The organism is Marivita cryptomonadis (assembly GCF_002115725.1).
Lineage (GTDB): Bacteria > Pseudomonadota > Alphaproteobacteria > Rhodobacterales > Rhodobacteraceae > Marivita > Marivita cryptomonadis.
On record NZ_JFKD01000001.1, the window covers coordinates 340,864 to 363,799 of the forward strand.

The window sequence follows — 22,936 nt, forward strand, 5'->3', positions numbered from 1 at the left end:
GTGTTCCACCTTTGTCAGCACAAAATCCGGAGGGACTCCATGCTCGACCAGACAACAAACCTTGCCAGCCTTCTCAAGGATCCATCGCTGCTGGAAACCCGCGCCTATGTCAACGGCGCTTGGATCGACGGCGATGATGGCACCTTCGCGGTGGACAATCCCGCGCGTGGTGACACGATTGCCGATGTGGCCGACCTATCGCGCGCCCAAGTGGCCGATGCGATTGCCGCCGCCGAAAAGGCGCAAAAGGAATGGGCCAAGTGGACCGGCAAGGAACGCGCGGGTGTTCTACGCAAATGGTTTGATCTGATGATGGAACATCAAGACGACCTTGCCACGATCCTAACCGCCGAACAGGGCAAGCCGCTGGCCGAGGCGAAGGGCGAGATTGCCTATGGCGCATCCTTCATCGAATTCTTCGCTGAAGAGGCCAAGCGCATCTATGGCGAAACCATCCCCGGCCATCAGCGCGACAAGCGCATCATGGTGATGAAACAGCCTATCGGGGTTGTCGGATCGATCACGCCGTGGAATTTCCCCAACGCGATGATCACCCGCAAGGCCGGTCCGGCATTGGCTGCAGGTTGCAGCTTTGTCGCGCGCCCCGCCGCCGAGACACCGCTGTCGGCCATCGTTCTGGGTGTTCTGGCCGAACGCGCTGGCATCCCTGCAGGCGTGCTGAACATCGTGCCGTCGTCCTCGGCGTCCGAAGTGGGCAAAGAGATGTGCGAGAACCCGGCCGTCCGCAAAATCACCTTCACAGGCTCCACCGAAGTGGGTCGCATCCTGCTGCGTCAGGCGGCAGATCAGGTGATGAAGTGTTCGATGGAGCTGGGCGGCAATGCGCCCTTCATCGTGTTCGATGATGCCGATCTGGATGCGGCGGTCGAAGGTGCGATCATGTGCAAGTTCCGCAACAACGGTCAGACCTGCGTTTGTGCCAATCGCATCTACGTGCAGGCCGGAGTCTATGACGCCTTCGCGCAAAAGCTGAAGGATCGCGTGTCCAAGATGAAGGTGGGCGACGGTCTTGAAGCAGGCACCGATCTTGGGCCGCTGATCAATTCCGAGGCGATCGACAAGGTGCGCGAGCATATCGCTGATGCGAAATCTAAAGGTGCTGAGATCATTCTGGGTGACGAGTCGGGTAGCAACGATGGCAATTTCATCGCGCCAACCATTGTGACCGGGGCAACCCGCGATATGTCGTTCTCGACCGAGGAAACCTTTGGCCCGCTGGCCCCGCTCTTCAAGTTCGAGACCGAGGATGACGTGATCGCACTGGCCAATGACACGATCTTCGGTCTGGCCAGCTATTTCTACGCCAAGGATCTCAGCCGCGTCTACAAGGTGGCCGAGGCGCTGGAATATGGCATCGTCGGCGTGAACACCGGTATCATTTCGACCGAGGTGGCCCCTTTCGGTGGCGTCAAGCAGTCGGGCCTTGGCCGCGAAGGCAGCCATCACGGCATCGAGGAATTCCTCGAGATGAAGTATGTCTGCATGAGCGTGTGATCGTGGGACTTGAGACGAAACATGCGTGGGACCGGGTCAGGTCTCACGCATTTCCCAGGTGTGAGTGGTTGCGTGATGACGCCCCCGAACTCGGACCGAAAAATAATCCGCATTTGAGCATGAACTAGATACCGGACGCGTTGCCAGCGTCTTGCAATGTGATTGCGCATCTTCCTGCGCGCCGTAAAGTCTAAAGCATGACAATGAGATTTACCGGGCAATGCCTTTGCCGTGACGTTGTATATACGGTCAATGGACCGCCTGTTGTTGTTGCTCAATGTCATTGCGAGGAATGCCGCCGACTTAGCGGCACGGGCCATTCTGTCGGCGCTATGTTCCGTACAGAAGCTGTGGACGTGACTGGAACACTAAGCCAATTCAGTTACACATCTGGCATTGGGTCCGAGGTGACCAAGGTCTTTTGTACGACCTGCGGTAGCCCGATCTACGGAAAGAACACGCGATCCCCAAATCATCTGACACTTACGCTTGGAACTATGGACAATCCAAGCGGGCTGGAGGTCGAGGTTGTCATATATGAGCGTGACAAACCGCATTGGGATCAGCTTGGAAGAGATGTCGTCTGCTTTGCGACCCAGCCCGATTGGAAACCAGATAACTGAGCAGGACGACGTGTAGGCACGTTTTTGGCCAGCAATCGTGTCCTGAAGGCATCGGGCGGTTTCCCTGCCGCGTGGCAAGTTGCCAATCGCAAGTTCACAAAACTGAATCAAAACTGTCATTCACATGTCGCGCAGTCGCGGCACCTCCCTTGGTGTCAATCCAAGGGGTGAATTCCATGACATACCGCGCGCTGTGCCTGACATCGGCCATAGCTCTGACTGCCTCGGCTGCTGCCGCCGAGATGAATTTCAACCGCATCGCGTCTTTCCCGGTCGTGGCCAATATGGCCGACGGCGAAGACTTGGCTCGCGAATCCAGCGCCGAGATCATCTCGGCCAGCGCTGACGGCATGACGCTGGTCTATTCCGACAGCCCGCTGGGTGTGATCGGCATGATCGACATCACCGACCCGGCCAACCCGCAACCCAAGGGCAATGTGACGCTTGAAGGCGGTGAGCCGACGGCTGTGTCCGCGCTGGGCAACACGGTGTTTGTCGGCGTGAACACGTCGGAAAGCTACACCGCACCGTCCGGTTTCCTGTTGCATCTCGACATGGCGACGGGTGCCGAGGCCGCGCGCTGTGATCTGGGCGGTCAGCCTGACTCGACCGCCGTTGCGCCCGATGGTTCCTTCGTCGTTGTCGCCATTGAGAACGAACGTGACGAGGATGCAGGCGATGGCCGCGTGCCTCAGATGCCCGCAGGCCATGTGTCGATCATTCCGCTCGATGGCAACGGCATGATGCAGTGCGACGCACAGGTCCGCGCGAATGTCACTGGCCTTGCCGATATCGCGCCCGAAGATCCCGAACCCGAATTCGTCGATGTGAACGCCAATGGCGAGATCGTCGTGACGATGCAGGAAAACAACCACATCGTGGTTTTGTCCGCGACCGGTGAGGTGCTCAGCCACTTCTCTGCCGGGTCTGTGGACCTCGAAAACGTCGATGCCACCGACGAACGCGCAGCACTGCTGTTCAACGAAACCCTGACAAGCGTTCCGCGTGAACCCGATGGCATCCAGTGGATCGACAATGATCATGTCGTGACCGCCAACGAAGGCGATATGGATGGCGGATCGCGCGGCTTTACCGTGTTCCACAAGGACGGCACCGTCATTTACGAAAGTGGTGCGTCGTTCGAACATGCGGTGGTCCAGATCGGTCATTATCCTGACCGCCGGTCCGACGCCAAAGGCGTGGAACCCGAAGGCATGGAAGCTGCCGTGTTCGGCGACACGCCTTACGTGTTTCTGCTGGCCGAGCGTGCGTCGGTGATCGGCGTCTACGACATGACCGACCCCGCGAATCCTGTGCTCAAGCAATTGCTGCCCTCAGGCATTTCCCCCGAAGGCGCAGTCGCGATCCCAAGCCGCAACCTGCTGGCCACCGCCAACGAGTTCGACGGCCTTGAGGACGGCGCAGCGCGGGCGCATGTCATGATCTACGAATATCAGGATGCACCTGCCTCTTATCCGCACATCACCTCTGCGGGCATGGAAATGCTCACCGGTTGGGGCGCGAATTCCGGGATGGTCGCCGACACGGACGGCACCATCTGGGCGGTCAATGATAGCTTTTACGGTTTCCAGCCCACCATCTTCCACATCGATCCAAGCCAAACCCCGGCGCAGATCAAACATGCAATCCCCGTCACACGTGGCGGTCAGCCCGCACAGTTGATGGACATGGAAGGTATCACGCTGGACGGTGAAGGCGGGTTCTGGGTTGCCTCGGAAGGCCGTCTGGATCGCGGTGTCCTGCATGCGCTTTACCATGTGAATGGCGATGGCGAGATTGAAACGACCATCCCGGTTCCATCAGAGCTGCTGGCGGTCGAGCGTCGATTTGGCTTCGAAGGAATCACCAAGGTCGGCAACACGCTATGGATGGCGGTTCAGCGCGAATGGGCCGATGATCCTGCAAACCATGTGAAACTCGTAGCCTACAACCTCGAGACCGAAGAATGGGGTGCCGTGCGCTACGAGAAAGCCGAACCTGAGACCGGTTGGGTTGGTCTGTCGGAAATCACCGCACATGGCGATTACGTCTACATCATCGAACGCGACAATCAGATCGGTGATGCGGCCGTGACCAAGAAGGTCTATCGGGTGGCCCTGTCCGAGATGGTGCCCGCACCGCTGGGTGGAGACCTGCCTGTTGTGGCCAAAGAAGAGGTGGTTGACCTGCTGCCTTACCTGACTTCGACCGGCGGCTATGTGCTCGACAAGGTTGAAGGTCTGGCCATCGCTCAGGACGGCACAATGTGGGTGTCCACCGACAATGACGGTGTAGATGACCACTCCGGTGAGACGATGTTCTTCGCCATTGATGGCAAGTTCTGAATTTCTGAAAAACCAACGAAAAAGGCGCGGGTTCTCCCGCGCCTTTGACATTTTGGATTGGGTAAAGATCAGTTGACGGCTTTTGCGTCCACAACGTCTTTATCAACCGCATCGGCCTTGGCAATCGCGATCCGGCGCGGTTTCAGCGCTTCGGGAATCTCGCGTTGCAGGTCGATATGCAGCATACCGTTCTCATGGCTCGCGCCAACGACGCGGACATGATCGGCCAAATGGAACCGACGCTGGAACGCGCGGGTCGCAATGCCGCGGTGCAGATAGGTGCGGCCTTCGTTTTCATCGACCTTGCGTGCAGACACGTGTAGCGCGCCATCCTTGACCTCAACGGTCAGGTCGTCATCCGAGAACCCCGCAACGGCGATCGAAATGCGATATGCATCATCGGCTGTCTTCTCGATATTGTAGGGCGGGTAGGTGGGTTGCGCGACCTCGTTGGTCAGAACCCGATCCATTAGGTCGGCGATTTGGTCAAAGCCGACAGTTGCGCGGTAAAGCGGTGCGAAATCATATCCTCGCATAGGTCATCCTCCATTGAGCGATACCAGATGTTGCAAGCCTTCCGATGTGGACAGGCCAAGTTTGCTGTCAGGCCCCGTCTGGGCATCCCGACGAATGTGATTTGGGATGGCAAGCTTCGGGTTTCAAGGGTGATGTCACACGGCTCAGGGCCGAATGAATTTCGCGCCTGTATCCTTGCGTTCGCCAGCCTCGGCACGCAGCGGGCGGTGTACCGAACCTTCGGGGAACCCTGCGCCCTGCGCCATCATCCCGAGAATTGCGTCGATCTGCGCCTCGAGAGGGGCACCTAAGGACACCGGCTGCTCCCCGCTCTTGGCCTTGGACGAGACCACCGAGACAATTCGCGCACCCTGCGCCCCAAACGCGAAAACCGGCGATCCGGAGCTGCCGAAATCTACGGAACAGGACATGATCAAAAGGGTCTTCTGCGCCGACATCACTTCGCAGGTATCTTGCATGGAGGGCGCTTCGGATCTGTTGTGGGCGTAGGATACTACACCGACGCTTTCGCCAACCTTGGGTCGTTCCCCGGTTACGAACGGGATGATCGTCGTATTCTGGATCGGGTGTTGCAACTCGATCAAAGCGATATCGAAGTAAACGCGCTCTGGGCTGGGTTCAGCGGTAAAGTCGTATTCCGGATGCGCCACCGCCCGTCGCACGCGCCGATAGGCTGCCGCACGCCCGTTGCGCCACCCGGCAAGGAACTGAATATCCTCGGGGGCAAGCAATTCGCCCGCTTCGTTGTACAGGCAATGGGCCGCCGTCAGAACGAGGTTTGGGGTGATCAATGACCCGGTGCAAAACGCTGTGCCAGCCAGTTCTAGCCGCCCAACAGCTTCCCACGCGCGACCATCCTGGCGGCTCTCCATCGAGAACAGCCCGGTGCTTTGAGCTCCAGCAATGGCTGGAAGCAGCGAAAACAATGCCCCCCAGAGCATTTGGCGCACAGGTCACCTCCGTTTGTCTTGTGCAGTTATGCGCCAATTGGGGCGAAACTATGACCCAGGGTCAGCCGTGAGACGCGGCAAGTGCTGTTGGTTTCGGCCCACCCGTCGCCCAATCCAGCAATTCGACCGTATGTACGATCGGTACCGCCGTCCCGGACCCGATCTGCATCATGCATCCGATATTGCCAGCTGCGATGATGTCGGGTTGCTTGGCCTCCAACGTTTTGACCTTGCGCGCCTTCAACTGCTTGGAAATCTCCGGTTGCATCAGGTTGTATGTGCCCGCCGACCCACAGCACAGATGACTGTCCGCCGGTTCCACCACTTCGAACCCTGCCGCCTTGAGCAGCGTCTTGGGATGTGTCTTGATCTGCTGCCCGTGCTGCAAGCTGCACGCGGCGTGATAGGCCACCTTCATCCCACCATGATGCGTCCGCGCCCCAGCGACGCTGGCCTCGTCGATCAGGTCGATCAGCACTTCGCTGACATCCTTGGCAATCGCCGACACGCGCAGTGCATCTGCAGCCAAGGCGTCATTGCGGAACATATGCCCGTAATCCTTGACGGTGGTGCCGCAGCCGCTGGTGTTGATGACAATCGCATCAAGGCCCGCGCCATCCATCTCGCGCGCCCAGGCTTTGATATTCGCCGCCGCCGATCCGTGGCTTTCGTCCACCTTGCCCATGTGATGCGTCAGCGCCCCACAGCAGCCCGCGCCTTGTGCTACGACTACCTCGCAGCCCAGCCGCGTCAGCAACCGGATCGTCGCATCGTTGATATCGGTATTCAGCGCCTTCTGCGCACACCCGGTCATCAACGCCACCCGCTTCTTGCGCGGTGCCACCGGCGCAAAGCTTTGCGGATCGTCATTGCGGCTGACAGGCGGAATGGTTTTCGGTGCCATCTCCAGCATCGCCTTCACCCGTGCATCCGGAATGAGCGGCGCAAACGGCTTGCCAATCTTCGCCAGCAACAACGCGACCCGGAACCGCGTCGGATAGGGCAGGATATGCGCCAACGTCCAACGCAGCGCTTTCTCGTGCCACGGGCGATCATAGTTCTTTTCGATATACGCCCGCGCATGATCGACCAGATGCATGTAATGCACACCCGACGGGCAAGTGGTCATACAGGCCAGACAGGACAGGCAGCGGTCGATATGTTTGACCGTCTTCTCGTCCGGCTTGCGCTCGTTTTCAAGCATATCCTTGATCAGGTAAATCCGCCCACGCGGGCTGTCCAACTCGTCGCCCAACACCTGATATGTCGGACAGGTTGCGGTGCAAAACCCGCAATGCACGCAGGTCCGCAACACCTCGTTCGAGCGTTTTATGTCCGGATCGCGAAGCTGGTCTTCTGTGAATGTCGTCTGCATCGCTTACCCCATCAATCCCGTGTTCAGGATGCCTTTCGGATCGAATTTCTGCTGCAGGCCACGTGACAACGCAGCAATAGGCGCCGGGTTGGGTTGAAACTTCGGTTGGCCGGTTCCGCGGACCAAGGTCGCATGGCCGTCAAACTCGCCCAGACGCGCCCGCACGTCTTTGCCTTGCGTCACACGCGCCCAGATCAGCCCTCCGCCCCAATCGTAGAGCAGCGCATCAGCGCCGATTTTGGCTGCAAGCGTTGCGGCGTCCGACGGCGTACAAGACACGCGCCAGACATCGCCCTCCGCGCCATGAAATGCCGAAACATCGCGCACCCAAGCCCAGCTTTTTGTCACCGCCTCAAGATCGCGGTCAACCCGCACAGCCATATCATCAAACAGCCCTGCGATCTGATCCGCGCGATAAGCCACCGACCCGGCAAAGCCTTCGATCCGCAGCATCGTCACCGGATGCCCATCCAAACCTGCGGGGATATGCGCTGCACCCGATACCTCGAACGGCGATCCCAGCGCCTTTGCCATCGCCCGCACTGCGTCCGCATCGCTCAACCCGTCGATCATCACGCAAGCGGCCGTTTCCGGCTTCGGCAAAACCTTGAGGCTCACCTCGCTCAACACACCCAACGTGCCCCACGACCCGCTCATCAGCTTGACCAGATCGTAACCAGTGACGTTCTTCATCACCCGCCCGCCATTCTTGACGATGGTCCCGGTCCCATCAACGAACCGAACACCCAGCATGAAATCCCGACAGGCCCCAACCGACACTCGACGGGGCCCGCTGACATTGGCCGCTACGACACCGCCAATGGTTGGCGCGCCGGATGTACCCATCAGCCCCCGATGATCCATCGGCTCGAACGCCAATCTTTGACCTTCGGCATCCAGTGCCGCTTCAATCTCGACCAACGGCGTTCCCGCTTGCGCCACAAGTGTCAAAGACCCCGGCTCATACAACGTGACCCCCGACAACCCGCCGGTTTCCAGCATAGCTCCATTCAGGTTAACGCCCCGCGTTCCCCCACCTCGCACACAAACGGGCCCGCTTGCCGATGCGATCATGTCGGCCAGTTCGGCCTCTGTCTCAGGTCTCATGATCTTCTTCTTTTTCCAAATATGCCGGGGGTTTGGGGGCAGAGCCCCCAAGACTTACTCCGCCGCCAGCGCAACGCTGCGGCGGCTTTCCGACGCCGCCAGCGGGAACACCTTGGCCGGGTTCAACAACCATGCGGGGTCGAACACATCCTTCACCGCCATCTGCGCCTCAAGATCGGCAGGCGCAAACTGGTCCACCATCAAATCGCGCTTTTCGATGCCAACGCCGTGCTCCCCGGTCAGGCAGCCGCCCACCTCGACACACAGCCGCAGGATATCGGCGCCAAACGCCTCGCACAGCTCCAGATCGCCTTCCTTGTTCGCATCGAACAGGATCAGCGGGTGCATGTTGCCGTCGCCAGCGTGGAACACGTTGGCCACATCCAGCCCGTATTCCTTGGACATCTCACCGATCCGGCGCAGCACGTAAGGCAACTCCGACACCGGGATCGTGCCATCGAGGCACATGTAATCGTTGATCTGCCCCATTGCGCCGAAGGCCGATTTACGCCCCAGCCAGATGCGCCCAGCCTCGTCGGCATCCTTGGCTTCGCGCAGCTCCACCGGGTTGTGTCTGCGGGCGATTTCAAGGATCAGGGAAAGCTGCTCGTCGATCTCGGCAGGGCTGCCCTCGACCTCGACGATCAACAGCGCTTCACACATCGGATAGCCCGCTTTGGCAAAGGCTTCGGTCGCCTCGATACAGGGGCGGTCCATGAATTCGATGGCAACTGGCAGAACGCCCGCCTTGATGATGTCGGCCACACAGGCGCCTGCGACTTCGTTTGCATCGAATCCCATCAGCACAGGCCGCGCGCCTTCGGGTTTGGGCAGAATGCGCAGCGTGGCTTCGGTGACGACGCCCAACTGTCCTTCCGAGCCACAGATCAGACCCAGCAGATCATACCCACCCGCATCCAGATGTTTGCCGCCGATCTCCATTACTGTGCCATCCATCTGCACCATCGTGACACCCATCAGGTTGTTGGTCGTCACGCCGTATTTCAGGCAATGCGCACCACCAGAGTTCATCGCGATATTGCCCGCAATGGCACAGGCCAACTGGCTTGATGGATCGGGCGCGTAAAAGAACCCATCCGCCTCAACTGCGCCGGTGACGCTCAGATTGGTACGCCCGGTCTGCACACGGATGAAGCGGTTGTCGTAATCGGTCTCCAGCACGTCATTCATGCGTGCGACGCCCAGCAGCACGCAATCCGCCGTTGGCAATGCGCCCCCGGCCAGTGATGTGCCTGATCCGCGTGGAACAACGGGAACACCCATCTCGTGGCAGACCTTGAGAACCGCCGCGACCTCTTTGGTTGTCGACGGCAGAACGACCGCAAGAGGCGGGCACTTATAGGCCGTCAGCGCATCGCACTCATAGGCACGGGTTTCCATCTCGTCCGAGATCACCGCATCAGCCGGGATGGCATCGCGCAGGCGTGCAACGATCTGCGCCTTGCGGGACAGTACACGCGCGTCGGGTTGGGGCATTTGCATGGCGTTTCCTCCAAATTGGTAAAAAGATATAACCAATATGTCAGATAACACCAGCGAAAATTTTGCAACGCGCGGCATCTGTTCCTCTTGCCTTTGCGGTCAAGCCCGGTCACCAAGCTGCTATGGATTGGATCAAGATCATTCATATTCTCTGCGTCATGGGTTGGATGACCTCGATCTTTGCCGTCCCCCGCGCCCTGATCTACTGGAAGCGCGAATATGACCGGATCGGCGAATTCGGTCCTTTGGGGGATCTGACCATCCGACTCTATCGCTTTTCCGCAGGGTTGGGCGTGATCGCGATCATCACAGGACTTTGGTTGGGTGGTCTGTGGGGCATGCCGGGTTGGGTTTGGCTCAAGCTGAGTCTCGTGCTGCTGCTTGCGCTGCACTATGCGTGGACAGGTCGGCTGGTGCTGCGGGCGAAACGCGGCGTGTTCACAGAATCCGACCGCTACCTGCGCATCTTCAACGAAGTCAGCGTGTTCGGCGCCATCGCGATCCTGTGGGTTGTCGTCGTCAAACCGTTCTGACCGATGGACTGGTTTGATCGCCTTTACCTCTTCACGGCTTTGGATGCGGTTGGTCTTGGCTTGCTCATCGGCAGTTGGATCGCCTGCAGTCTCGTGGTCGAGAACGCGCCGAAATCACATCCGTCGACATCGCAGATCATGGCAGAGTTTCGCCGCGAATGGATGCGCACCTTCGTGCAACGCGATCCGCGTATCTTCGACAGTCAGATCATTGCAAGCCTGCGGCAAGGCACGGCGTTTTTTGCCTCGGCCAGCATGATCGCCATCGGTGGCAGTTTCGCGTTGTTGGGTAATGCGGAGCGGTTACGAGGGGTGGCGCAGGATTTGACGCTTGAAAGTGATCCGATTTTTCTTCTGGAGGTCAAACTGCTGGTTCTATTGTTGTTCGCAGCGAACGCATTTCTGAAATTTGTCTGGTCGCATCGGCTGTTCGGTTACTGCTCGGTCATCATGGCGGCGGTGCCGAACGACCCGGACGATCCAAAGGCGTTGCCGATGGCGTTACAAGCCGGCGAAGTGAACATCACGGCAGCGCGGGGATACAATCGCGGGCTGCGGTCGGTCTATTTCGGCATCGCGTCTTCAGCATGGCTGCTTGGGGCGGGGCCGTTGATCCTTGCCACGCTGGTGACCCTGCTGGTGATCTTGCGGCGGGAATTCGCGTCACAATCGCGGTATGTCCTCATTCACGGTGCGCCGGACGCGAAATCGTGACCGCTGGGTGAGGATGGGTCTGCTAGTCTCATCCTATGTTGACCCGTGCCCTCTTTTGTTTTGGCTGTTTCGCAGCGCCCGCTTTTGCCGATCCACCTCAGATCGTCGGGGCCGAAGTGAGCGGCGCGCGCGTGTCTGTAACCCTCGCGCACCCGGATACGGGATGGGATCACTACGCCGATGGCTGGCGGGTCGAAACCGAAGACGGGACTGTGATTGGAACGCGGGAATTGCTGCATCCGCATGTTGAGGAGCAGCCGTTTACCCGAAGTCTGACGGTTAACGATCTACCCGATGGTCCGTTGTTTATCCGGGCGAAATGCTCGGTCGACGGCTGGTCTGACACACGCGTTTCTCTGATGCGCTAAGAGCCGTCGTACGACCACCCTCTGACCGCACCCCAATAATGGTGGACAAGAAACGGAACGGAACCTGACCCAATGTTTCGCGTGCGAAACAATAGGGCCGGGGCGGACCTATTTACGTTTCGTCAACCACGTCCGAATGCAGATGCCGTTCGCCCCGCGCTTCGGCCAAGCGGATCTGTTTTTGCCGTTCGCGGAACCGGGCTTTGTCGTCGTCCGAGGTCTCGTTGAAACACAGATGGCAGGACACACCTTGCTCGTATTCAGGGCGATTTTTATCATCCGGTAAAATTGGGTGACGGCAGGCGTGGCAAAGCAAATGTGGCCCTTCCTTAAGGCCATGCCCCACGGACACGCGCGCATCAAAAACAAAGCATTCGCCCTGCCAGGTGCTTTGCTCGGCGGGCACCTCTTCGAGATATTTCAGGATGCCGCCCTTGAGGTGGTACACGTCCTCGACCCCCTGACTGATCAGGTAGTTCGTCGACTTTTCGCAGCGAATACCCCCGGTGCAGAACATGGCAATCCGCTTGTTGTGAAAGCGGTCCTTGTTCTTTTCCCACCATTCGGGGAATTCGCGAAAGCTGTCGGTCTTGGGATCAACTGCGCCGTCGAAGGTTCCGATGGCGACCTCGTAATCATTGCGGGTGTCGATCACGGCCACATCGGGGCTTTGGATCAGCTCGTTCCAGTCCGCAGGTTGCACGTAGTGGCCGACCTTGGCGCGCGGATCGACATCGGGCACGCCCATGGTCACGATCTCTTTTTTCAGCCGCACCTTCATGCGGTGGAAAGGGCGGTCCTGCGCGGTCGACAGTTTCCATTCCAGATCGGCGCAGCCGGGCAGGGCGCGCAGATTGGTTAACAAAGCGTTAATGCCAGCCTCGGGCCCGGCGACCGTGCCATTGATGCCTTCGCGCGCCAACAGAAGCGTGCCGGTGATCGCGTTGTTGCGGCAGACCGTCAGCAACGGCTCCTGCAGGGCGGCCGGATCGTCAAAGCGGGTGAAGTGGTAGAGTGCGCAAACCGTAAACATGGGCGCGGAATTACGCCTCGATTCCCGGTCGCGCAAGGCCCCGCGATGCCGCAACCCTTGACCCTGTTGGACAGTGTTCTTACCCAAGGCACACCCAAGAGGAGGCTACCCCATGTCTGCGCTGATCGTCATCGACGTCCAAAATGATTTCTGCCCCGGCGGCGCATTGGCCGTGCCAGAAGGCGACAAGATCGTTCCGGGGATCAATGCGCTGATGGCAGAGGCCGGGTCGGTTGTGCTGACGCAGGATTGGCACCCGGCGGACCATTCGAGTTTCGCCTCGCAACATGACGGGCAAGAGCCGTACGGTTTGATCGAGATGCCGTACGGTCCGCAAGTGCTTTGGCCGGATCATTGCGTGATTGGATCGGAGGGTTCGGCGTTTCACCGTGACCTGACCACCGACCGCGCCGAGATGGTGATCCGCAAAGGGTTCCGCCGCGCGATCGACAGCTATTCGGCGTTTTTTGAGAATGACCACGAAACGCCCACCGGTCTTGAGGGCTATCTGCGCACGCGCGGGATTACGACGCTGACACTGGTTGGCCTCGCCACTGATTTCTGCGTCGCCTATTCGGCGATTGATGCGGCCAAGCTGGGGTTCGATGTGACTGTGCGCATGGACCTTTGCCGGGCCATCAACCTGAACGGATCGCTTGAGGCGGCGAAACAGGACATGGCGCAGGCGGGTGTGACGCTGGCATGAGCAAAATCCCGACGCTGGCGGACCGCCTGAACAAAGCCCGCACACCAAGCACGCCCGAGGTGAGTGACCGCGCCAAGCGTGGCTTGGTCGCTTACATAGGGGCGCAGCCAGATACGGCGCGTGCCACGAAAGACCTTGCCGATGGGACGGCAGCCACCGGGATTGGGCGGGTCGCTTTGTCGGGGCTGTCTCCGCAGGGACTGGCCTGCGCCGATGGCTGCGCGTTCTGCTGCATCCTGTCAGGTGCGGATGGCGGAACGATCACCGAGGCCGAAGCTGTTGCACTCCACAGCGCGCTTGCGCCCTTGGCGGGGCAGCCCGATGGTCGCGCTTGGCATCCAAAAGCGTGTCCATCGCTGGACCCGGAAACCCGCAGTTGCCGCGCCTATGAGGCACGACCGATGATCTGCCGGGCCTATGTGTCGACCGATGTTGAGGCGTGCAAATCGGTGTCTGAAGGACAGGCTGTGCCTGGGCCGGGCACCTTGGGGCCGTATCACACCTATCTTGCGGCCATCGGTCTGAGCCGCGCGGCCCTCAAGGGGGTGAAGCGGGTGTCGACCTATGCGCTGGCACAGGTTGCAGCGGCTGCTGTCGACGGGGTTTCGCTGGACGAGGCTTTGGTACATGCGCGGCACAAACCGACCGAGTTGGACGCAGAACTCAAGCGCAGCAAGCGGGATATCTCGCGCGTTTGACCAAGGGTGTTCCCGAATGCGCACTGTTGGGAACGGAGACGCATCTGCATGTGGTTTCCCTCTTTGTGCCTGTCGCAGAGTTTCGTAGTCTCTTAAAAACACTCTCGTAAGAGGCACCGAGCCATGTTCGAACGCATCCTTGCCCTGTTTGATAAGTCCACGCCCACGACTCCGCTGCCGCCTGCGGACGCCAAATACGCGTTGGGTGCGTTGATGGTGCGCACTGCGATGGCAGATAAAGCATACCTTTTTCAGGAGGTCGAAGAGATCGACCGTGTGTTGTCTCGGATTTACGGGCTCAAACCCCTTGAGGCGGCAAAGATGCGGGCGCAATGCGAAAAGCTGGAACACGAGCTTCCCAAGACCGCCGATCTTGCGGCGATCCTGACCGAAAACATCAGCCAAGAGAAACGCGAAGCGGCGGTCGCGGCGCTGTGGGATGTGGTCTATGCCGATGGCAATCGCCATGCCAAGGAAGACCTGCTTGTCGGTGAGATCGCGGGTCTCTTGGGCGTGGATGAGGCGACCTGTGAGCGCATCCGCGATGAAGAGGTCGCGAACTGGCACAAGTACCACTGACACTGGACAAGTCGGGGTTGGGTTGGTCTAAGCGAGGCGCCCGCGCTTTCGGAGACCCTCATGGTTGATATCGCCACCCGCGTCTGGAACCACAAATGGAAGATCGACCCGATTGTGCGGTCGCTCATCGACACGGATTTCTACAAGCTGCTGATGTGCCAGTCGGTGTTCCGCAACAAGCGTGACACGCAGGTCACGTTCAGCCTGATCAACCGGTCCTCGCATGTGCCCTTGGCCAAGCTGATCGACGAAGGGGAGTTGCGCGAACAGTTGGATCACATCCGGTCGCTGTCTTTGCGGCGCAACGAAAGCACATGGCTGCGCGGGAACACGTTTTACGGCAAGCGCCAGATGTTCCGCCCGGATTTCATGGAATGGTTCGAACAGCTACGCCTACCGCCTTATCACCTTGAGCGGGTGGGCGATCAGTACGAACTGACTTTTGAAGGCGCGTGGCCCGAGGTGATGCTTTGGGAGATTCCGGCGCTGGCGGTGTTGATGGAGTTGCGCGGACGCGCGGTTCTGAACGACATGGGGCGGTTCGAGCTGCAGGTGCTTTATGCGCGCGCCATGACCAAGCTGTGGGAAAAGATCGAAAAGCTGCGTGGTGATCCGGCCTTGCGCATCGCGGATTTCGGCACACGGCGGCGGCATTCGTTCCTGTGGCAGGACTGGTGCGTGCAGGCAATGTACGAAGGGCTGGGCGACAGTTTCGTTGGCACGTCGAACTGCCTGATCGCCAAGAACCGCGACCTTGAGGCGATTGGCACCAACGCGCATGAGCTGCCGATGGTTTATGCGGCTTTGGCCAAGGATGATGCGGCGTTGGCAAAGGCGCCTTATGACGTTCTTGCCGATTGGCACGAAGAACACGAAGGCAATCTGCGGATGATCCTGCCAGACACCTATGGCACTGAAGGGTTCCTCAAGAACGCGCCGGATTGGTTGGCGGGGTGGACAGGTATCCGCATTGATTCAGGTGACCCCGCAACCGGGGCCGAGACTGCGATCCGCTGGTGGAAAGAGCGGGGCGAAGACCCGACCAAGAAGCTGGTGATCTTCTCGGACGGGTTGGATGTGGACAAGATCCTAGAGTTGCAGCGTCAGTTCGCTGGTCGTGTGCGCGTGTCCTTTGGTTGGGGGACTTTGCTGACCAATGACTTCCGGGGGCTCACGCCGGATGATCGACTGGCGCCGTTCAGCCTTGTGTGCAAGGCGGTCGATGCGAATGGGCGGGCGACGGTAAAACTGTCTGACAACCCCAACAAGGCGATGGGACCACAGGACCAGATTGATCGCTACAAGCGTGTTTTCGACGTTGGCGCGCAAGAACGGCTGGACGTGGTGGTCTGACAAAGAGCGTCTGCGCGGCGGCCGCTTTTCTGCGGAAATCCCAATTATCAAGAAAAGATGTATCTCAGGTGTTGATTAGATCTGGGCGTGGCACTAGCTCTGCTGTGTCCAACTGACGCAGGGTCACCTTGCGTTATCGGAGGAAGTTGGATGTTCCATAATTCAGGGAGGATATTATGGGTTATCTGTCTCGTACTACCGCTGTTCTGGCGCTTGCGCCGTTCATGACCGGTGCATTTATTGCCGCGTCTTCGGCTTCGGCCCAAATGATGAACACGACCAGCCTGCAGCATACACTTGTTTTGCAAGACCTTGATGAGCCATGGGACATGTCGTTCCTTGACGACGGCACCATGTTCTTTACGGAAAAATGTGACGGGCTGTCCGTTATGCTGCCGTCCGGTCAGGTGAACAGCCTTTTGGGCATGTCCGGTGCCGAAGGCTATGCCAGCAGCGCTGACGACCTGTTCTGTGATGGCCAGGCCGGGATGATGGGTGTTGCCGTTGATCCCGATTTTGCGACCAACCGCCAGATCTATGTCTATTCGACATCTAATATGGTTACGCCGCACACCAACCGGTTGATGCGCATGGTGGTGAATGACGATTTCTCCAACGTGTCGGATCGCACCGATATCGTGGACGATGTGCCCTACAAGATGGCGCCGAGTGACCACCCCTTCGGTGGGTCGGGTGCGCATAATGGCGGGCGGGTTCGTTTCGGGCCGGACGGGTATATCTACCTGACGACCGGAGACACCCATAACGGCGAAGTGCCGCAAAGCCCAACGATGATGGGCAGCAAGGTGCTGCGTATCGACCGGGATGGCAACGCTGCTGCCGAGAACACGCCGCCGGAAGGGTTCGACAAGCGGACCTACACCTATGGGCATCGCAACGTTCAGGGCATCGCATTCCATCCGGGAACCGGCACGCCGATCACGGCAGAGCATGGCCCGTGGCATTCGGACGAGATCACAGTGCTCAGCAACGGCGGCAACGCCGGTTGGGATCCGCGCCCGAATATGGCCGGTCGGGGCGATTGCCCGGACAATTACTGCGGTTACAGCCCGAACCAGATGGATGGCATGGACCGCTATGCGCGTGCTGCGTTCATGCCGATGACGGATCTGGCAACATATCCTGACGCTATGCCGCCGATCTGGGACAATAACGGTTGGTCACAGGGCACATCTTCGGCTGCGTTCCTTGAGGGCGAGCAGTGGGGTGACTGGAACGGTGCGATGGTCGTTGGGATCATGGGTATCGGCTTTGGTGGCACACCGATCGGTCAGCGGATCGACGTCATCGAACTGACCGACGAGATGACGGTTGAAGATGTCACGGAACTGACCTTGCCGATGGAGTCGGGGCGGTTCCGGTCGGTTGTGTTCGGGCCGGATGGTAGCCTGTACACCGCGACGGATGAGGGCTTTATCCACAAGCTCACTCCGGGCAACTGATACGAAAAACCCTGCGCCGGACGGTCCGGCGCAGGGCTCTTTTAGGGTCAGTCACGCAGCCAGCGGCGAGAGCGTGTCAGCTTTTCTTCAAGGCATCCCGGATTTCGAGCAGCACATCAAGTTCGCTTGGGCCGGTTGGAACTTCAGGTGCCACATCTTCCGGCTTTTCAGCGGCAGATTTGATCCGGTTGACCATCTTGACCAGCAGGAACACCACAAAGGCGATGATCAGAAAGTTGATCAGGGCCATGATGAAGCTTCCCACTGCGAATACCGGAGCGCCAGCTTCCTGCGCGGTGGCCAGTGATGCATGGGTGCTGCCATCAAGCGTATAGAACCAACCCGAGAAGTCGATGCCGCCGGTAAAGAGCGCGATGATCGGGTTGATGATGTCGCCGACCAGTGATGTGACGATCGCTGTGAAAGCAGCGCCGACGATGATACCGACGGCCATGTCCATGACATTGCCTTTGGCAATGAAGTCCTTGAATTCTTGAATCATTACTGTGTTTCCCTCGTGTTGGCTTACCGCGGCGAAAAACGCGCAGCGAAGATTTTGATATCATCGCCACGGTCTTTGTCACGTCTTCCGACACAAACCACGGGGAAATTGCGAAACCTTGCCGCAAAAATGCAGCATGGAAGACTCACCTTTAGCGATGCTCTTAGCCGGGGAGTGTTCCGGTCAGCACGTAGCGCAGGATTTGCGCGACTTCCTGTGGGGTGCGGGTCATCGCAAGAGCCGCCGCGTCGACCTCTTTCAGCGCGTGGTCATGTTCGGGCTGTTGCAGGATGATCAGCGACTTGCCCAATGCGGCGGCGTATCCGGCGTCAAAGGCAGCGTTCCACTGTTTGTATTTCTCGCCGAACCGCACGACGACCACATCGGCATCCGCGATGCCCTTACGGGTGCGGATCGCGTTGACCATCGCGCCCTTGTGGTCGTGCCAATACTTGTTCTCTTCTGCGCCGAGGATCGCCACGCCGCAATCGTCGCTGGCGGCGTGATCAGTGACGGGGCTGTCGAAGGTTACATCAAGGCCTTCGCAGGCATCGATGATCTGTTCACGCCAATCGGTGTGGATTTCGCCGGACAGGTAGACACGCAGGGTCATGGGGTACTCCTAATTGTTTGGGAAAGGGGTAGCGCAGATCTGCGGAAAGGCCAATCAATCGGCCCGGCGCGCAATAACTGTGCGGCGGGGGTCTTTGCCTGGAGCGTTTATGGTTTCGACAATGTTGAACCCGGATTTTGTGATCGCAGCATCAAGGTCGGACGTCGCCAATTTGGCAAAATAGGGTGCTTTGCCAATGGCTTGCATAATGGGCAGGCCAAGCTGGATGAACCACCAGATCATGTTGCGGTGTTCCGGCATGCAGAAGGTTTTTGATACGAACACACCACCGGGTTTGGTCCGTTTGGCGATTTCGGCCAAGGCGCCGTCCATGTCTTCGATCAGGTGCAGAAGGTTTAAGGCCAGCACCGCGTCGAACGGGCCTGCGGGGGCATCAGCAGCGTCGGATTGGCGGAAATCGACATTGGTCGTGCCAGCAGCCTGCGCCTTTTCGCGTCCCTTGTCCAACATTGCGTTAGAGACATCAGTGGCGATGATGTGTTGGACGCTTGCGGCAAGGGCAAGCGCAGTGGTGCCGGTGCCGCAGCCCAGTTCGAGCACGGTATCGTCGGGTGACAAGAGCAGGCGCATCTTGTCCAAGGTGGCCTCATAGGCGTCTTGGTTGCGGATCGGCGAGGCCGCGTATTTGTCCGCGGCCCGATCCCAGAACTTCGCAGACTTATACATGGTGGCCTCGCCTTTTCTGCTATGTCGCTCTAGCCGCGCAGCACGCCGCCGGTGGCTTTTTCGACCTTTTCGATGATCTTTTTGCCGACCGCTTCGATGTCCGCTTCCTTGAGCGTGCTGTCGGTTGGCTGAAGTCGCACGGTGATGGCGAGGGATTTCTTGCCCTCACCCAGCGACCCGCCGATGAATTCATCGAACAGACGCACGTCAGAGATCAACGTCTTGTCTGCCCCAGCTGCGGCGTTCATCAGGTCGAGCGCTGCGATTTGGGCATCGACGACAAAGGCGAAATCCCGTTCGACCGCTTGCAGATCGTTGAGCACCAGCGCTGGGCGTGTGGCCCCGGTCTTGCGCGGCATCGGAATTTCCTGCGGCCAGAGGGTGAAACCGACGACCGGGCCTTTGACATCCATCGCCTTGAGCACTTTGGGGTGCAGTTCGCCAAAGACGCCCAGCACCTTTTTTGGGCCAAGGCAGATCATTCCGTGACGTCCCGGATGCCACCAATCGCTGGCACCGCGCAGGATTTGGGTTTTGGCGGGTGCACCCATGGCTGCAAGGATCGCCTCGGCATCGGCCTTGGCGTCAAACACATCGACCGCGCGGGCGGTGCCGTGCACGTCTTTGGGGCCGGTTTTGCCGATCAGGACACCGGACAGCATCAGGTGCTGCTCTTCGGGTTCGCCGCCGTGGAAGGCGTGGCCCAGTTCAAAGAGCGCAAGGTCCATGAACCCGCGTGCCTGATTGCGGGCGGCTGCCTGCAAAAGACCGGGCAGCAGGGCGGGGCGCATGTGGCTCATGTCCGTGCTGATTGGGTTGGCGAGCATTGTGATATCATCACCGCCGCCGAAAAGGGTGGCAGACGCTTTGTCGATGAAGCTGTAGGTGACACATTCGTTGTAGCCGAGCGCCGCCGCTGTCCGACGCGCGGCACGTTCGCGGCGCTGCATTGGGGACAGGATCGGCTTGGGCACACCGGGGTTGGTGCGCCGCATCGGTTTGCCTTCCAACTTGGTCAGCGACGCGATGCGGGCGACCTCTTCCACCAGATCAGCCTCGCCCATGACATCGGGACGCCAGGACGGCACATGCGCCATGTTGCCTTCGAGGCGGAAGCCAAGGGCGGTGAGCGTCTGGCGCTGTGTGGCTTCGGGGATCTCCATGCCGACGAGCGAGATCACGCGCGCAGGGTTAAGCTTGTAAGCGCGCGAGGTGTCGGGCACGGCACCGGCGATGATCATGTCAGACGCTTCGCCGCCCGCGTGATCGACGATCATGCGCACGGCCAATTCCAGACCTTCGGGGGTGAAGGCCGGATCGACACCGCGTTCAAAGCGGTAGCGCGCGTCGGAGTTGATCTTGAGAGCACGACCCGCGTAGGCGATCTGGATCGGATCCCAATAGGCGCTTTCGACAAAGACATCGGTGGTCTCGTCGGTGCAGCCGGTCTCTTCGCCGCCCATGATACCCGCGATGCTTTCTGGGCCGTTCGCGTCGGAAATGACCATCTGGCCGGGCTGGAGCGTGTAGGTCTTGCCGTCGAGGGCCAGCAGTTCCTCACCACCAGCCGCGCGGTGGACGCGCAGGTCGCCGGTCACTTTCGCCATGTCAAACACGTGAAGCGGGCGGTTGCGGTCGTAGGTAAAGAAGTTGGTCACATCGACAAGGAAGTTGATCGGGCGCAGACCGATGGCGCGCAGGGCGTCTTGCAGCCATTGCGGGCTGGGGCCGTTTTTGACGCCGCGAATGATGCGACTACAGAACAGCGGGCAACCGTCCAGCGTGTCTTCGTCGATGATAACCTTGGTTTCAGCCGTGAACGACGCGGGCACGGGATCGGCGGGTTTGGCCTTGAGCGTGCCCAGTCCGCGCGCCGCCAGATCGCGGGCGATGCCCTGCACACCCAGCGCGTCGGGGCGGTTGGGGGTGATGGCGATTTCGATCACCGGGTCCACTTTGGCGGGATCGTTCTGGGCCAGCCAGTCGATGAACTTCTGGCCCACCTCGCCCGAGGGCAGTTCGATGATGCCGTCATGTTCTTCGCTCAATTCAAGCTCGCGCTCGGACGCCATCATGCCGTGGCTTTCGACGCCGCGAATGTTGCCGACGCTGAGGGTCACGTCGATGCCCGGCACGTAGTCGCCCGGTTTTGCCAGAACGACGGTGATGCCCGCGCGTGCGTTCGGCGCGCCGCAGACGATCTGCTTGTCGCCTTCGTCGGTCTCAACCGTGCAGACGCGCAGGCGGTCAGCATCTGGGTGCTGTTCGGCGTGTTTCACCTTTGCCAGCGTAAAGGTCTTGAGTTTGTCCGCCGGATTTTCGATGCCTTCGACCTCGAGGCCCAGATCGGTCAGGGCATAGGTGATCTCGTCCACGGTCGCGGTGGTGTCGAGGTGCTTTTTCAGCCAGGAGAGGGTGAATTTCATGGTTCGTCTTCCTGTAGGCCGGGCTTCAGCCCGGCAATCCAGTTCTGTGCCGGGCTGAAGCCCGGCCTACGATTTTAACTCAATCCGCCATGCAGCGTGGGCACATCCAGCGCGGCAAAGCCGTAGTGGCGCAGCCAGCGCAGGTCAGAGTCAAAGAAGGCGCGCAGGTCGGGGATGCCGTATTTCAGCATCGCGATGCGGTCGATGCCCATGCCGAAGGCAAAGCCCTGCCACTCGTTCGGGTCGACGCCTGCGCTTTGCAGAACATGCGGATGCACCATGCCGGAGCCGAGGATTTCGAGCCAGTCGTCGCCTTCGCCCACTTTCAATGTGCCGCCTTCCCATGAACAGCGAATGTCGACTTCGGCAGACGGTTCGGTGAAGGGGAAGTGCGACGCGCGGAAGCGAAGCTCGACATCGTCCACCTCGAAATAGGCCTTCACGAATTCTTCCAGCACCCATTTCAGGTTCGCCATGGAGATGTCCTTGTCGATGGCAAGGCCTTCGACCTGGTGGAACATCGGTGTGTGGGTCTGGTCGTAATCGGCGCGGTAGACGCGGCCCGGTGCGATGATGCGGATGGGCGCGCCGGTTTTCTCCATCGACCGGATCTGCACTGGCGAGGTGTGGGTGCGCAGCACATGGGGCGGGCGGTCGTCGCCGTCGGCGCGGTGCATGTAGAACGTGTCCATCTCGGCGCGCGCGGGGTGGTGGCCGGGGATGTTCAGCGCGTCGAAGTTGTACCAGTCGGTGTCGATCTGCGGGCCTTCGGCAACCGAAAAACCCATATCGGCGAAGATCGCGGTGACCTCTTCGGTCACCTGGCTGATCGGGTGGATCGTGCCTTGGCGGTGACCGCGACCGGGCAGTGTCACGTCCAGCCATTCGCCGCGCAGACGCTCATCAAGTGCGGTGTCTTCTAGCGCGGCTTTTTTCGCGGAGAGGGCCGAGTTGATCTCGTCCTTGAGCGCGTTCAGCGCGGGACCGGCTGTTTGACGCTCTTCGGGGCTCATCTTGCCCAGTTCGCGCATCTTGAGGCTGATCTCGCCTTTCTTGCCGACGGCCTGTACGCGCAGGTCTTCAAGCGCCGCTTCGTCGCTCGCCGCTGCTATCAGCCCAATATACTTGTCGCGCAGATCGTCCATGTCACCCTCCGGCTCGTGTCGTGCTTTCCCTAGCCGCGACCGTGCAGGGACGCAAGGCAGCCGGAATGTCCGGTGGGATTCTTTCATGCTGAGTCGCGAAAGTGACAGGCGAAAAGAAATTCTATCCTACAGCGCATGGTTGCCACATAGATGTTGACGCA

The 22,936-nt window shown here is 59.7% G+C and carries 22 protein-coding genes; 11 read left to right on the forward strand and 11 right to left on the reverse strand.

Annotated elements, in window-relative coordinates; translation table 11 throughout:
- Positions 1-39 precede the first annotated feature (39 nt).
- The 3 genes from MCRY_RS01560 (at position 40) to MCRY_RS01570 (ending at position 4,483) form a co-directional block, all read left to right on the forward strand.
- Positions 40-1,515 (forward strand): NAD-dependent succinate-semialdehyde dehydrogenase, encoded by a 1,476-nt coding sequence (locus tag MCRY_RS01560; RefSeq protein ID WP_085627694.1) that lies wholly within the window; start codon positions 40-42, stop codon positions 1,513-1,515.
- A 203-nt stretch (positions 1,516-1,718) separates the two neighbouring features.
- On the forward strand, positions 1,719-2,138 hold the full coding sequence (locus MCRY_RS01565) for a GFA family protein (protein ID WP_085627695.1): 420 nt from the start codon (positions 1,719-1,721) through the stop codon (positions 2,136-2,138).
- A 176-nt stretch (positions 2,139-2,314) separates the two neighbouring features.
- Positions 2,315-4,483, forward strand: coding sequence for an esterase-like activity of phytase family protein (locus MCRY_RS01570; RefSeq protein ID WP_085627696.1), 2,169 nt, complete (start codon positions 2,315-2,317; stop codon positions 4,481-4,483).
- A 68-nt stretch (positions 4,484-4,551) separates the two neighbouring features.
- Here the strand turns inward: MCRY_RS01570 and MCRY_RS01575 are convergent, their stop codons facing one another.
- The 5 genes from MCRY_RS01575 to MCRY_RS01595 all read right to left on the reverse strand — a co-directional run bounded on the left by MCRY_RS01575 (position 4,552) and on the right by MCRY_RS01595 (position 9,955).
- Positions 4,552-5,019 carry an Hsp20 family protein gene (locus MCRY_RS01575; protein ID WP_085627697.1) on the reverse strand — a complete coding sequence of 156 codons (468 nt, stop codon included), beginning with the start codon at positions 5,017-5,019 and terminating at the stop codon, positions 4,552-4,554.
- A 144-nt stretch (positions 5,020-5,163) separates the two neighbouring features.
- Complete coding sequence (locus tag MCRY_RS01580; RefSeq protein ID WP_238939732.1) at positions 5,164-5,961, reverse strand: trypsin-like serine peptidase; 798 nt, start codon at positions 5,959-5,961, stop codon at positions 5,164-5,166.
- A 70-nt stretch (positions 5,962-6,031) separates the two neighbouring features.
- Positions 6,032-7,345: a glycolate oxidase subunit GlcF gene (gene glcF, locus MCRY_RS01585; protein WP_085627698.1), complete on the reverse strand. Its 1,314-nt coding sequence runs from the start codon at positions 7,343-7,345 to the stop codon at positions 6,032-6,034.
- 3 nt (positions 7,346-7,348) lie between these two features.
- Positions 7,349-8,452, reverse strand: coding sequence for an FAD-binding protein (locus MCRY_RS01590; protein WP_085627699.1), 1,104 nt, complete (start codon positions 8,450-8,452; stop codon positions 7,349-7,351).
- Positions 8,453-8,506: 54 nt separating this feature from the next.
- Positions 8,507-9,955 (reverse strand): FAD-linked oxidase C-terminal domain-containing protein, encoded by a 1,449-nt coding sequence (locus MCRY_RS01595; RefSeq protein WP_085627773.1) that lies wholly within the window; start codon positions 9,953-9,955, stop codon positions 8,507-8,509.
- A gap of 122 nt (positions 9,956-10,077) precedes the next feature.
- Here MCRY_RS01595 and MCRY_RS01600 point away from each other — a divergent pair, with 122 nt between their 5' ends.
- The 3 genes from MCRY_RS01600 to MCRY_RS01610 are packed head-to-tail and all read left to right on the forward strand — an operon-like array spanning position 10,078 to position 11,570.
- Positions 10,078-10,488: a CopD family protein gene (locus tag MCRY_RS01600; RefSeq protein WP_085627700.1), complete on the forward strand. Its 411-nt coding sequence runs from the start codon at positions 10,078-10,080 to the stop codon at positions 10,486-10,488.
- A 3-nt stretch (positions 10,489-10,491) separates the two neighbouring features.
- On the forward strand, positions 10,492-11,202 hold the full coding sequence (locus MCRY_RS01605) for a DUF599 domain-containing protein (RefSeq protein WP_085627701.1): 711 nt from the start codon (positions 10,492-10,494) through the stop codon (positions 11,200-11,202).
- A gap of 35 nt (positions 11,203-11,237) precedes the next feature.
- Entirely contained in the window at positions 11,238-11,570 is a 333-nt protein-coding gene (locus MCRY_RS01610; RefSeq protein ID WP_085627702.1) for a hypothetical protein, read from the forward strand.
- A gap of 112 nt (positions 11,571-11,682) precedes the next feature.
- On the opposite strand, the gene trhO is transcribed toward MCRY_RS01610, so the two are convergent.
- Positions 11,683-12,603 (reverse strand): oxygen-dependent tRNA uridine(34) hydroxylase TrhO, encoded by a 921-nt coding sequence (trhO, locus tag MCRY_RS01615; protein ID WP_085627703.1) that lies wholly within the window; start codon positions 12,601-12,603, stop codon positions 11,683-11,685.
- A 112-nt stretch (positions 12,604-12,715) separates the two neighbouring features.
- Here trhO and pncA point away from each other — a divergent pair, with 112 nt between their 5' ends.
- From pncA to MCRY_RS01640, 5 genes are all read left to right on the forward strand, one after another.
- Positions 12,716-13,309: a bifunctional nicotinamidase/pyrazinamidase gene (gene pncA / locus MCRY_RS01620; RefSeq protein WP_085627704.1), complete on the forward strand. Its 594-nt coding sequence runs from the start codon at positions 12,716-12,718 to the stop codon at positions 13,307-13,309.
- The gene (locus MCRY_RS01625) at positions 13,306-14,007 is read left to right on the forward strand and encodes a YkgJ family cysteine cluster protein (protein WP_085627705.1); all 702 of its coding nucleotides are present in this window, start codon (positions 13,306-13,308) and stop codon (positions 14,005-14,007) included. The genes pncA and MCRY_RS01625 overlap by 4 nt, the downstream gene beginning before the upstream one ends.
- 123 nt (positions 14,008-14,130) lie before the next feature.
- Complete coding sequence (locus MCRY_RS01630; protein WP_085627706.1) at positions 14,131-14,586, forward strand: tellurite resistance TerB family protein; 456 nt, start codon at positions 14,131-14,133, stop codon at positions 14,584-14,586.
- Positions 14,587-14,646: 60 nt separating this feature from the next.
- Entirely contained in the window at positions 14,647-15,939 is a 1,293-nt protein-coding gene (gene pncB, locus MCRY_RS01635) for a nicotinate phosphoribosyltransferase (RefSeq protein WP_085627707.1), read from the forward strand.
- 176 nt (positions 15,940-16,115) lie between these two features.
- Positions 16,116-17,402 carry a PQQ-dependent sugar dehydrogenase gene (locus MCRY_RS01640; protein WP_085627708.1) on the forward strand — a complete coding sequence of 429 codons (1,287 nt, stop codon included), beginning with the start codon at positions 16,116-16,118 and terminating at the stop codon, positions 17,400-17,402.
- A 76-nt stretch (positions 17,403-17,478) separates the two neighbouring features.
- Here the strand turns inward: MCRY_RS01640 and mscL are convergent, their stop codons facing one another.
- The 5 genes from mscL to pheS form a co-directional block, all read right to left on the reverse strand.
- Positions 17,479-17,904: a large conductance mechanosensitive channel protein MscL gene (gene mscL, locus MCRY_RS01645; RefSeq protein ID WP_085627709.1), complete on the reverse strand. Its 426-nt coding sequence runs from the start codon at positions 17,902-17,904 to the stop codon at positions 17,479-17,481.
- Positions 17,905-18,067: 163 nt separating this feature from the next.
- Complete coding sequence (locus tag MCRY_RS01650) at positions 18,068-18,517, reverse strand: YtoQ family protein (protein ID WP_085627710.1); 450 nt, start codon at positions 18,515-18,517, stop codon at positions 18,068-18,070.
- A gap of 54 nt (positions 18,518-18,571) precedes the next feature.
- Positions 18,572-19,204 (reverse strand): class I SAM-dependent methyltransferase, encoded by a 633-nt coding sequence (locus tag MCRY_RS01655; RefSeq protein WP_085627711.1) that lies wholly within the window; start codon positions 19,202-19,204, stop codon positions 18,572-18,574.
- Between the two features lie 29 nt (positions 19,205-19,233).
- Positions 19,234-21,630 carry a phenylalanine--tRNA ligase subunit beta gene (gene pheT, locus MCRY_RS01660; protein WP_085627712.1) on the reverse strand — a complete coding sequence of 799 codons (2,397 nt, stop codon included), beginning with the start codon at positions 21,628-21,630 and terminating at the stop codon, positions 19,234-19,236.
- A 74-nt stretch (positions 21,631-21,704) separates the two neighbouring features.
- Positions 21,705-22,775 carry a phenylalanine--tRNA ligase subunit alpha gene (gene pheS / locus MCRY_RS01665; RefSeq protein WP_085627713.1) on the reverse strand — a complete coding sequence of 357 codons (1,071 nt, stop codon included), beginning with the start codon at positions 22,773-22,775 and terminating at the stop codon, positions 21,705-21,707.
- Positions 22,776-22,936: the final 161 nt, after the last annotated feature.

What these genes read in the sequence shown, in the direction of transcription:
- glcF (WP_085627698.1), bottom strand. Translation starts at nt 7,345, where the DNA reads ATGCAGACGACATTCACAGAAGACCAGCTTCGCGATCCGGACATAAAA.
- trhO (WP_085627703.1), bottom strand. Translation starts at nt 12,603, where the DNA reads ATGTTTACGGTTTGCGCACTCTACCACTTCACCCGCTTTGACGATCCG.
- MCRY_RS01640 (WP_085627708.1), top strand. Translation starts at nt 16,116, where the DNA reads ATGGGTTATCTGTCTCGTACTACCGCTGTTCTGGCGCTTGCGCCGTTC.
- MCRY_RS01610 (WP_085627702.1), top strand. Translation starts at nt 11,238, where the DNA reads ATGTTGACCCGTGCCCTCTTTTGTTTTGGCTGTTTCGCAGCGCCCGCT.
- pheS (WP_085627713.1), bottom strand. Translation starts at nt 22,775, where the DNA reads ATGGACGATCTGCGCGACAAGTATATTGGGCTGATAGCAGCGGCGAGC.
- pncA (WP_085627704.1), top strand. Translation starts at nt 12,716, where the DNA reads ATGTCTGCGCTGATCGTCATCGACGTCCAAAATGATTTCTGCCCCGGC.
- pncB (WP_085627707.1), top strand. Translation starts at nt 14,647, where the DNA reads ATGGTTGATATCGCCACCCGCGTCTGGAACCACAAATGGAAGATCGAC.
- MCRY_RS01600 (WP_085627700.1), top strand. Translation starts at nt 10,078, where the DNA reads ATGGATTGGATCAAGATCATTCATATTCTCTGCGTCATGGGTTGGATG.
- MCRY_RS01580 (WP_238939732.1), bottom strand. Translation starts at nt 5,961, where the DNA reads ATGCTCTGGGGGGCATTGTTTTCGCTGCTTCCAGCCATTGCTGGAGCT.
- MCRY_RS01605 (WP_085627701.1), top strand. Translation starts at nt 10,492, where the DNA reads ATGGACTGGTTTGATCGCCTTTACCTCTTCACGGCTTTGGATGCGGTT.
- MCRY_RS01630 (WP_085627706.1), top strand. Translation starts at nt 14,131, where the DNA reads ATGTTCGAACGCATCCTTGCCCTGTTTGATAAGTCCACGCCCACGACT.
- MCRY_RS01560 (WP_085627694.1), top strand. Translation starts at nt 40, where the DNA reads ATGCTCGACCAGACAACAAACCTTGCCAGCCTTCTCAAGGATCCATCG.
- MCRY_RS01590 (WP_085627699.1), bottom strand. Translation starts at nt 8,452, where the DNA reads ATGAGACCTGAGACAGAGGCCGAACTGGCCGACATGATCGCATCGGCA.
- MCRY_RS01570 (WP_085627696.1), top strand. Translation starts at nt 2,315, where the DNA reads ATGACATACCGCGCGCTGTGCCTGACATCGGCCATAGCTCTGACTGCC.
- MCRY_RS01650 (WP_085627710.1), bottom strand. Translation starts at nt 18,517, where the DNA reads ATGACCCTGCGTGTCTACCTGTCCGGCGAAATCCACACCGATTGGCGT.
- MCRY_RS01575 (WP_085627697.1), bottom strand. Translation starts at nt 5,019, where the DNA reads ATGCGAGGATATGATTTCGCACCGCTTTACCGCGCAACTGTCGGCTTT.
- MCRY_RS01655 (WP_085627711.1), bottom strand. Translation starts at nt 19,204, where the DNA reads ATGTATAAGTCTGCGAAGTTCTGGGATCGGGCCGCGGACAAATACGCG.
- MCRY_RS01565 (WP_085627695.1), top strand. Translation starts at nt 1,719, where the DNA reads ATGAGATTTACCGGGCAATGCCTTTGCCGTGACGTTGTATATACGGTC.
- MCRY_RS01595 (WP_085627773.1), bottom strand. Translation starts at nt 9,955, where the DNA reads ATGCAAATGCCCCAACCCGACGCGCGTGTACTGTCCCGCAAGGCGCAG.
- MCRY_RS01625 (WP_085627705.1), top strand. Translation starts at nt 13,306, where the DNA reads ATGAGCAAAATCCCGACGCTGGCGGACCGCCTGAACAAAGCCCGCACA.
- pheT (WP_085627712.1), bottom strand. Translation starts at nt 21,630, where the DNA reads ATGAAATTCACCCTCTCCTGGCTGAAAAAGCACCTCGACACCACCGCG.
- mscL (WP_085627709.1), bottom strand. Translation starts at nt 17,904, where the DNA reads ATGATTCAAGAATTCAAGGACTTCATTGCCAAAGGCAATGTCATGGAC.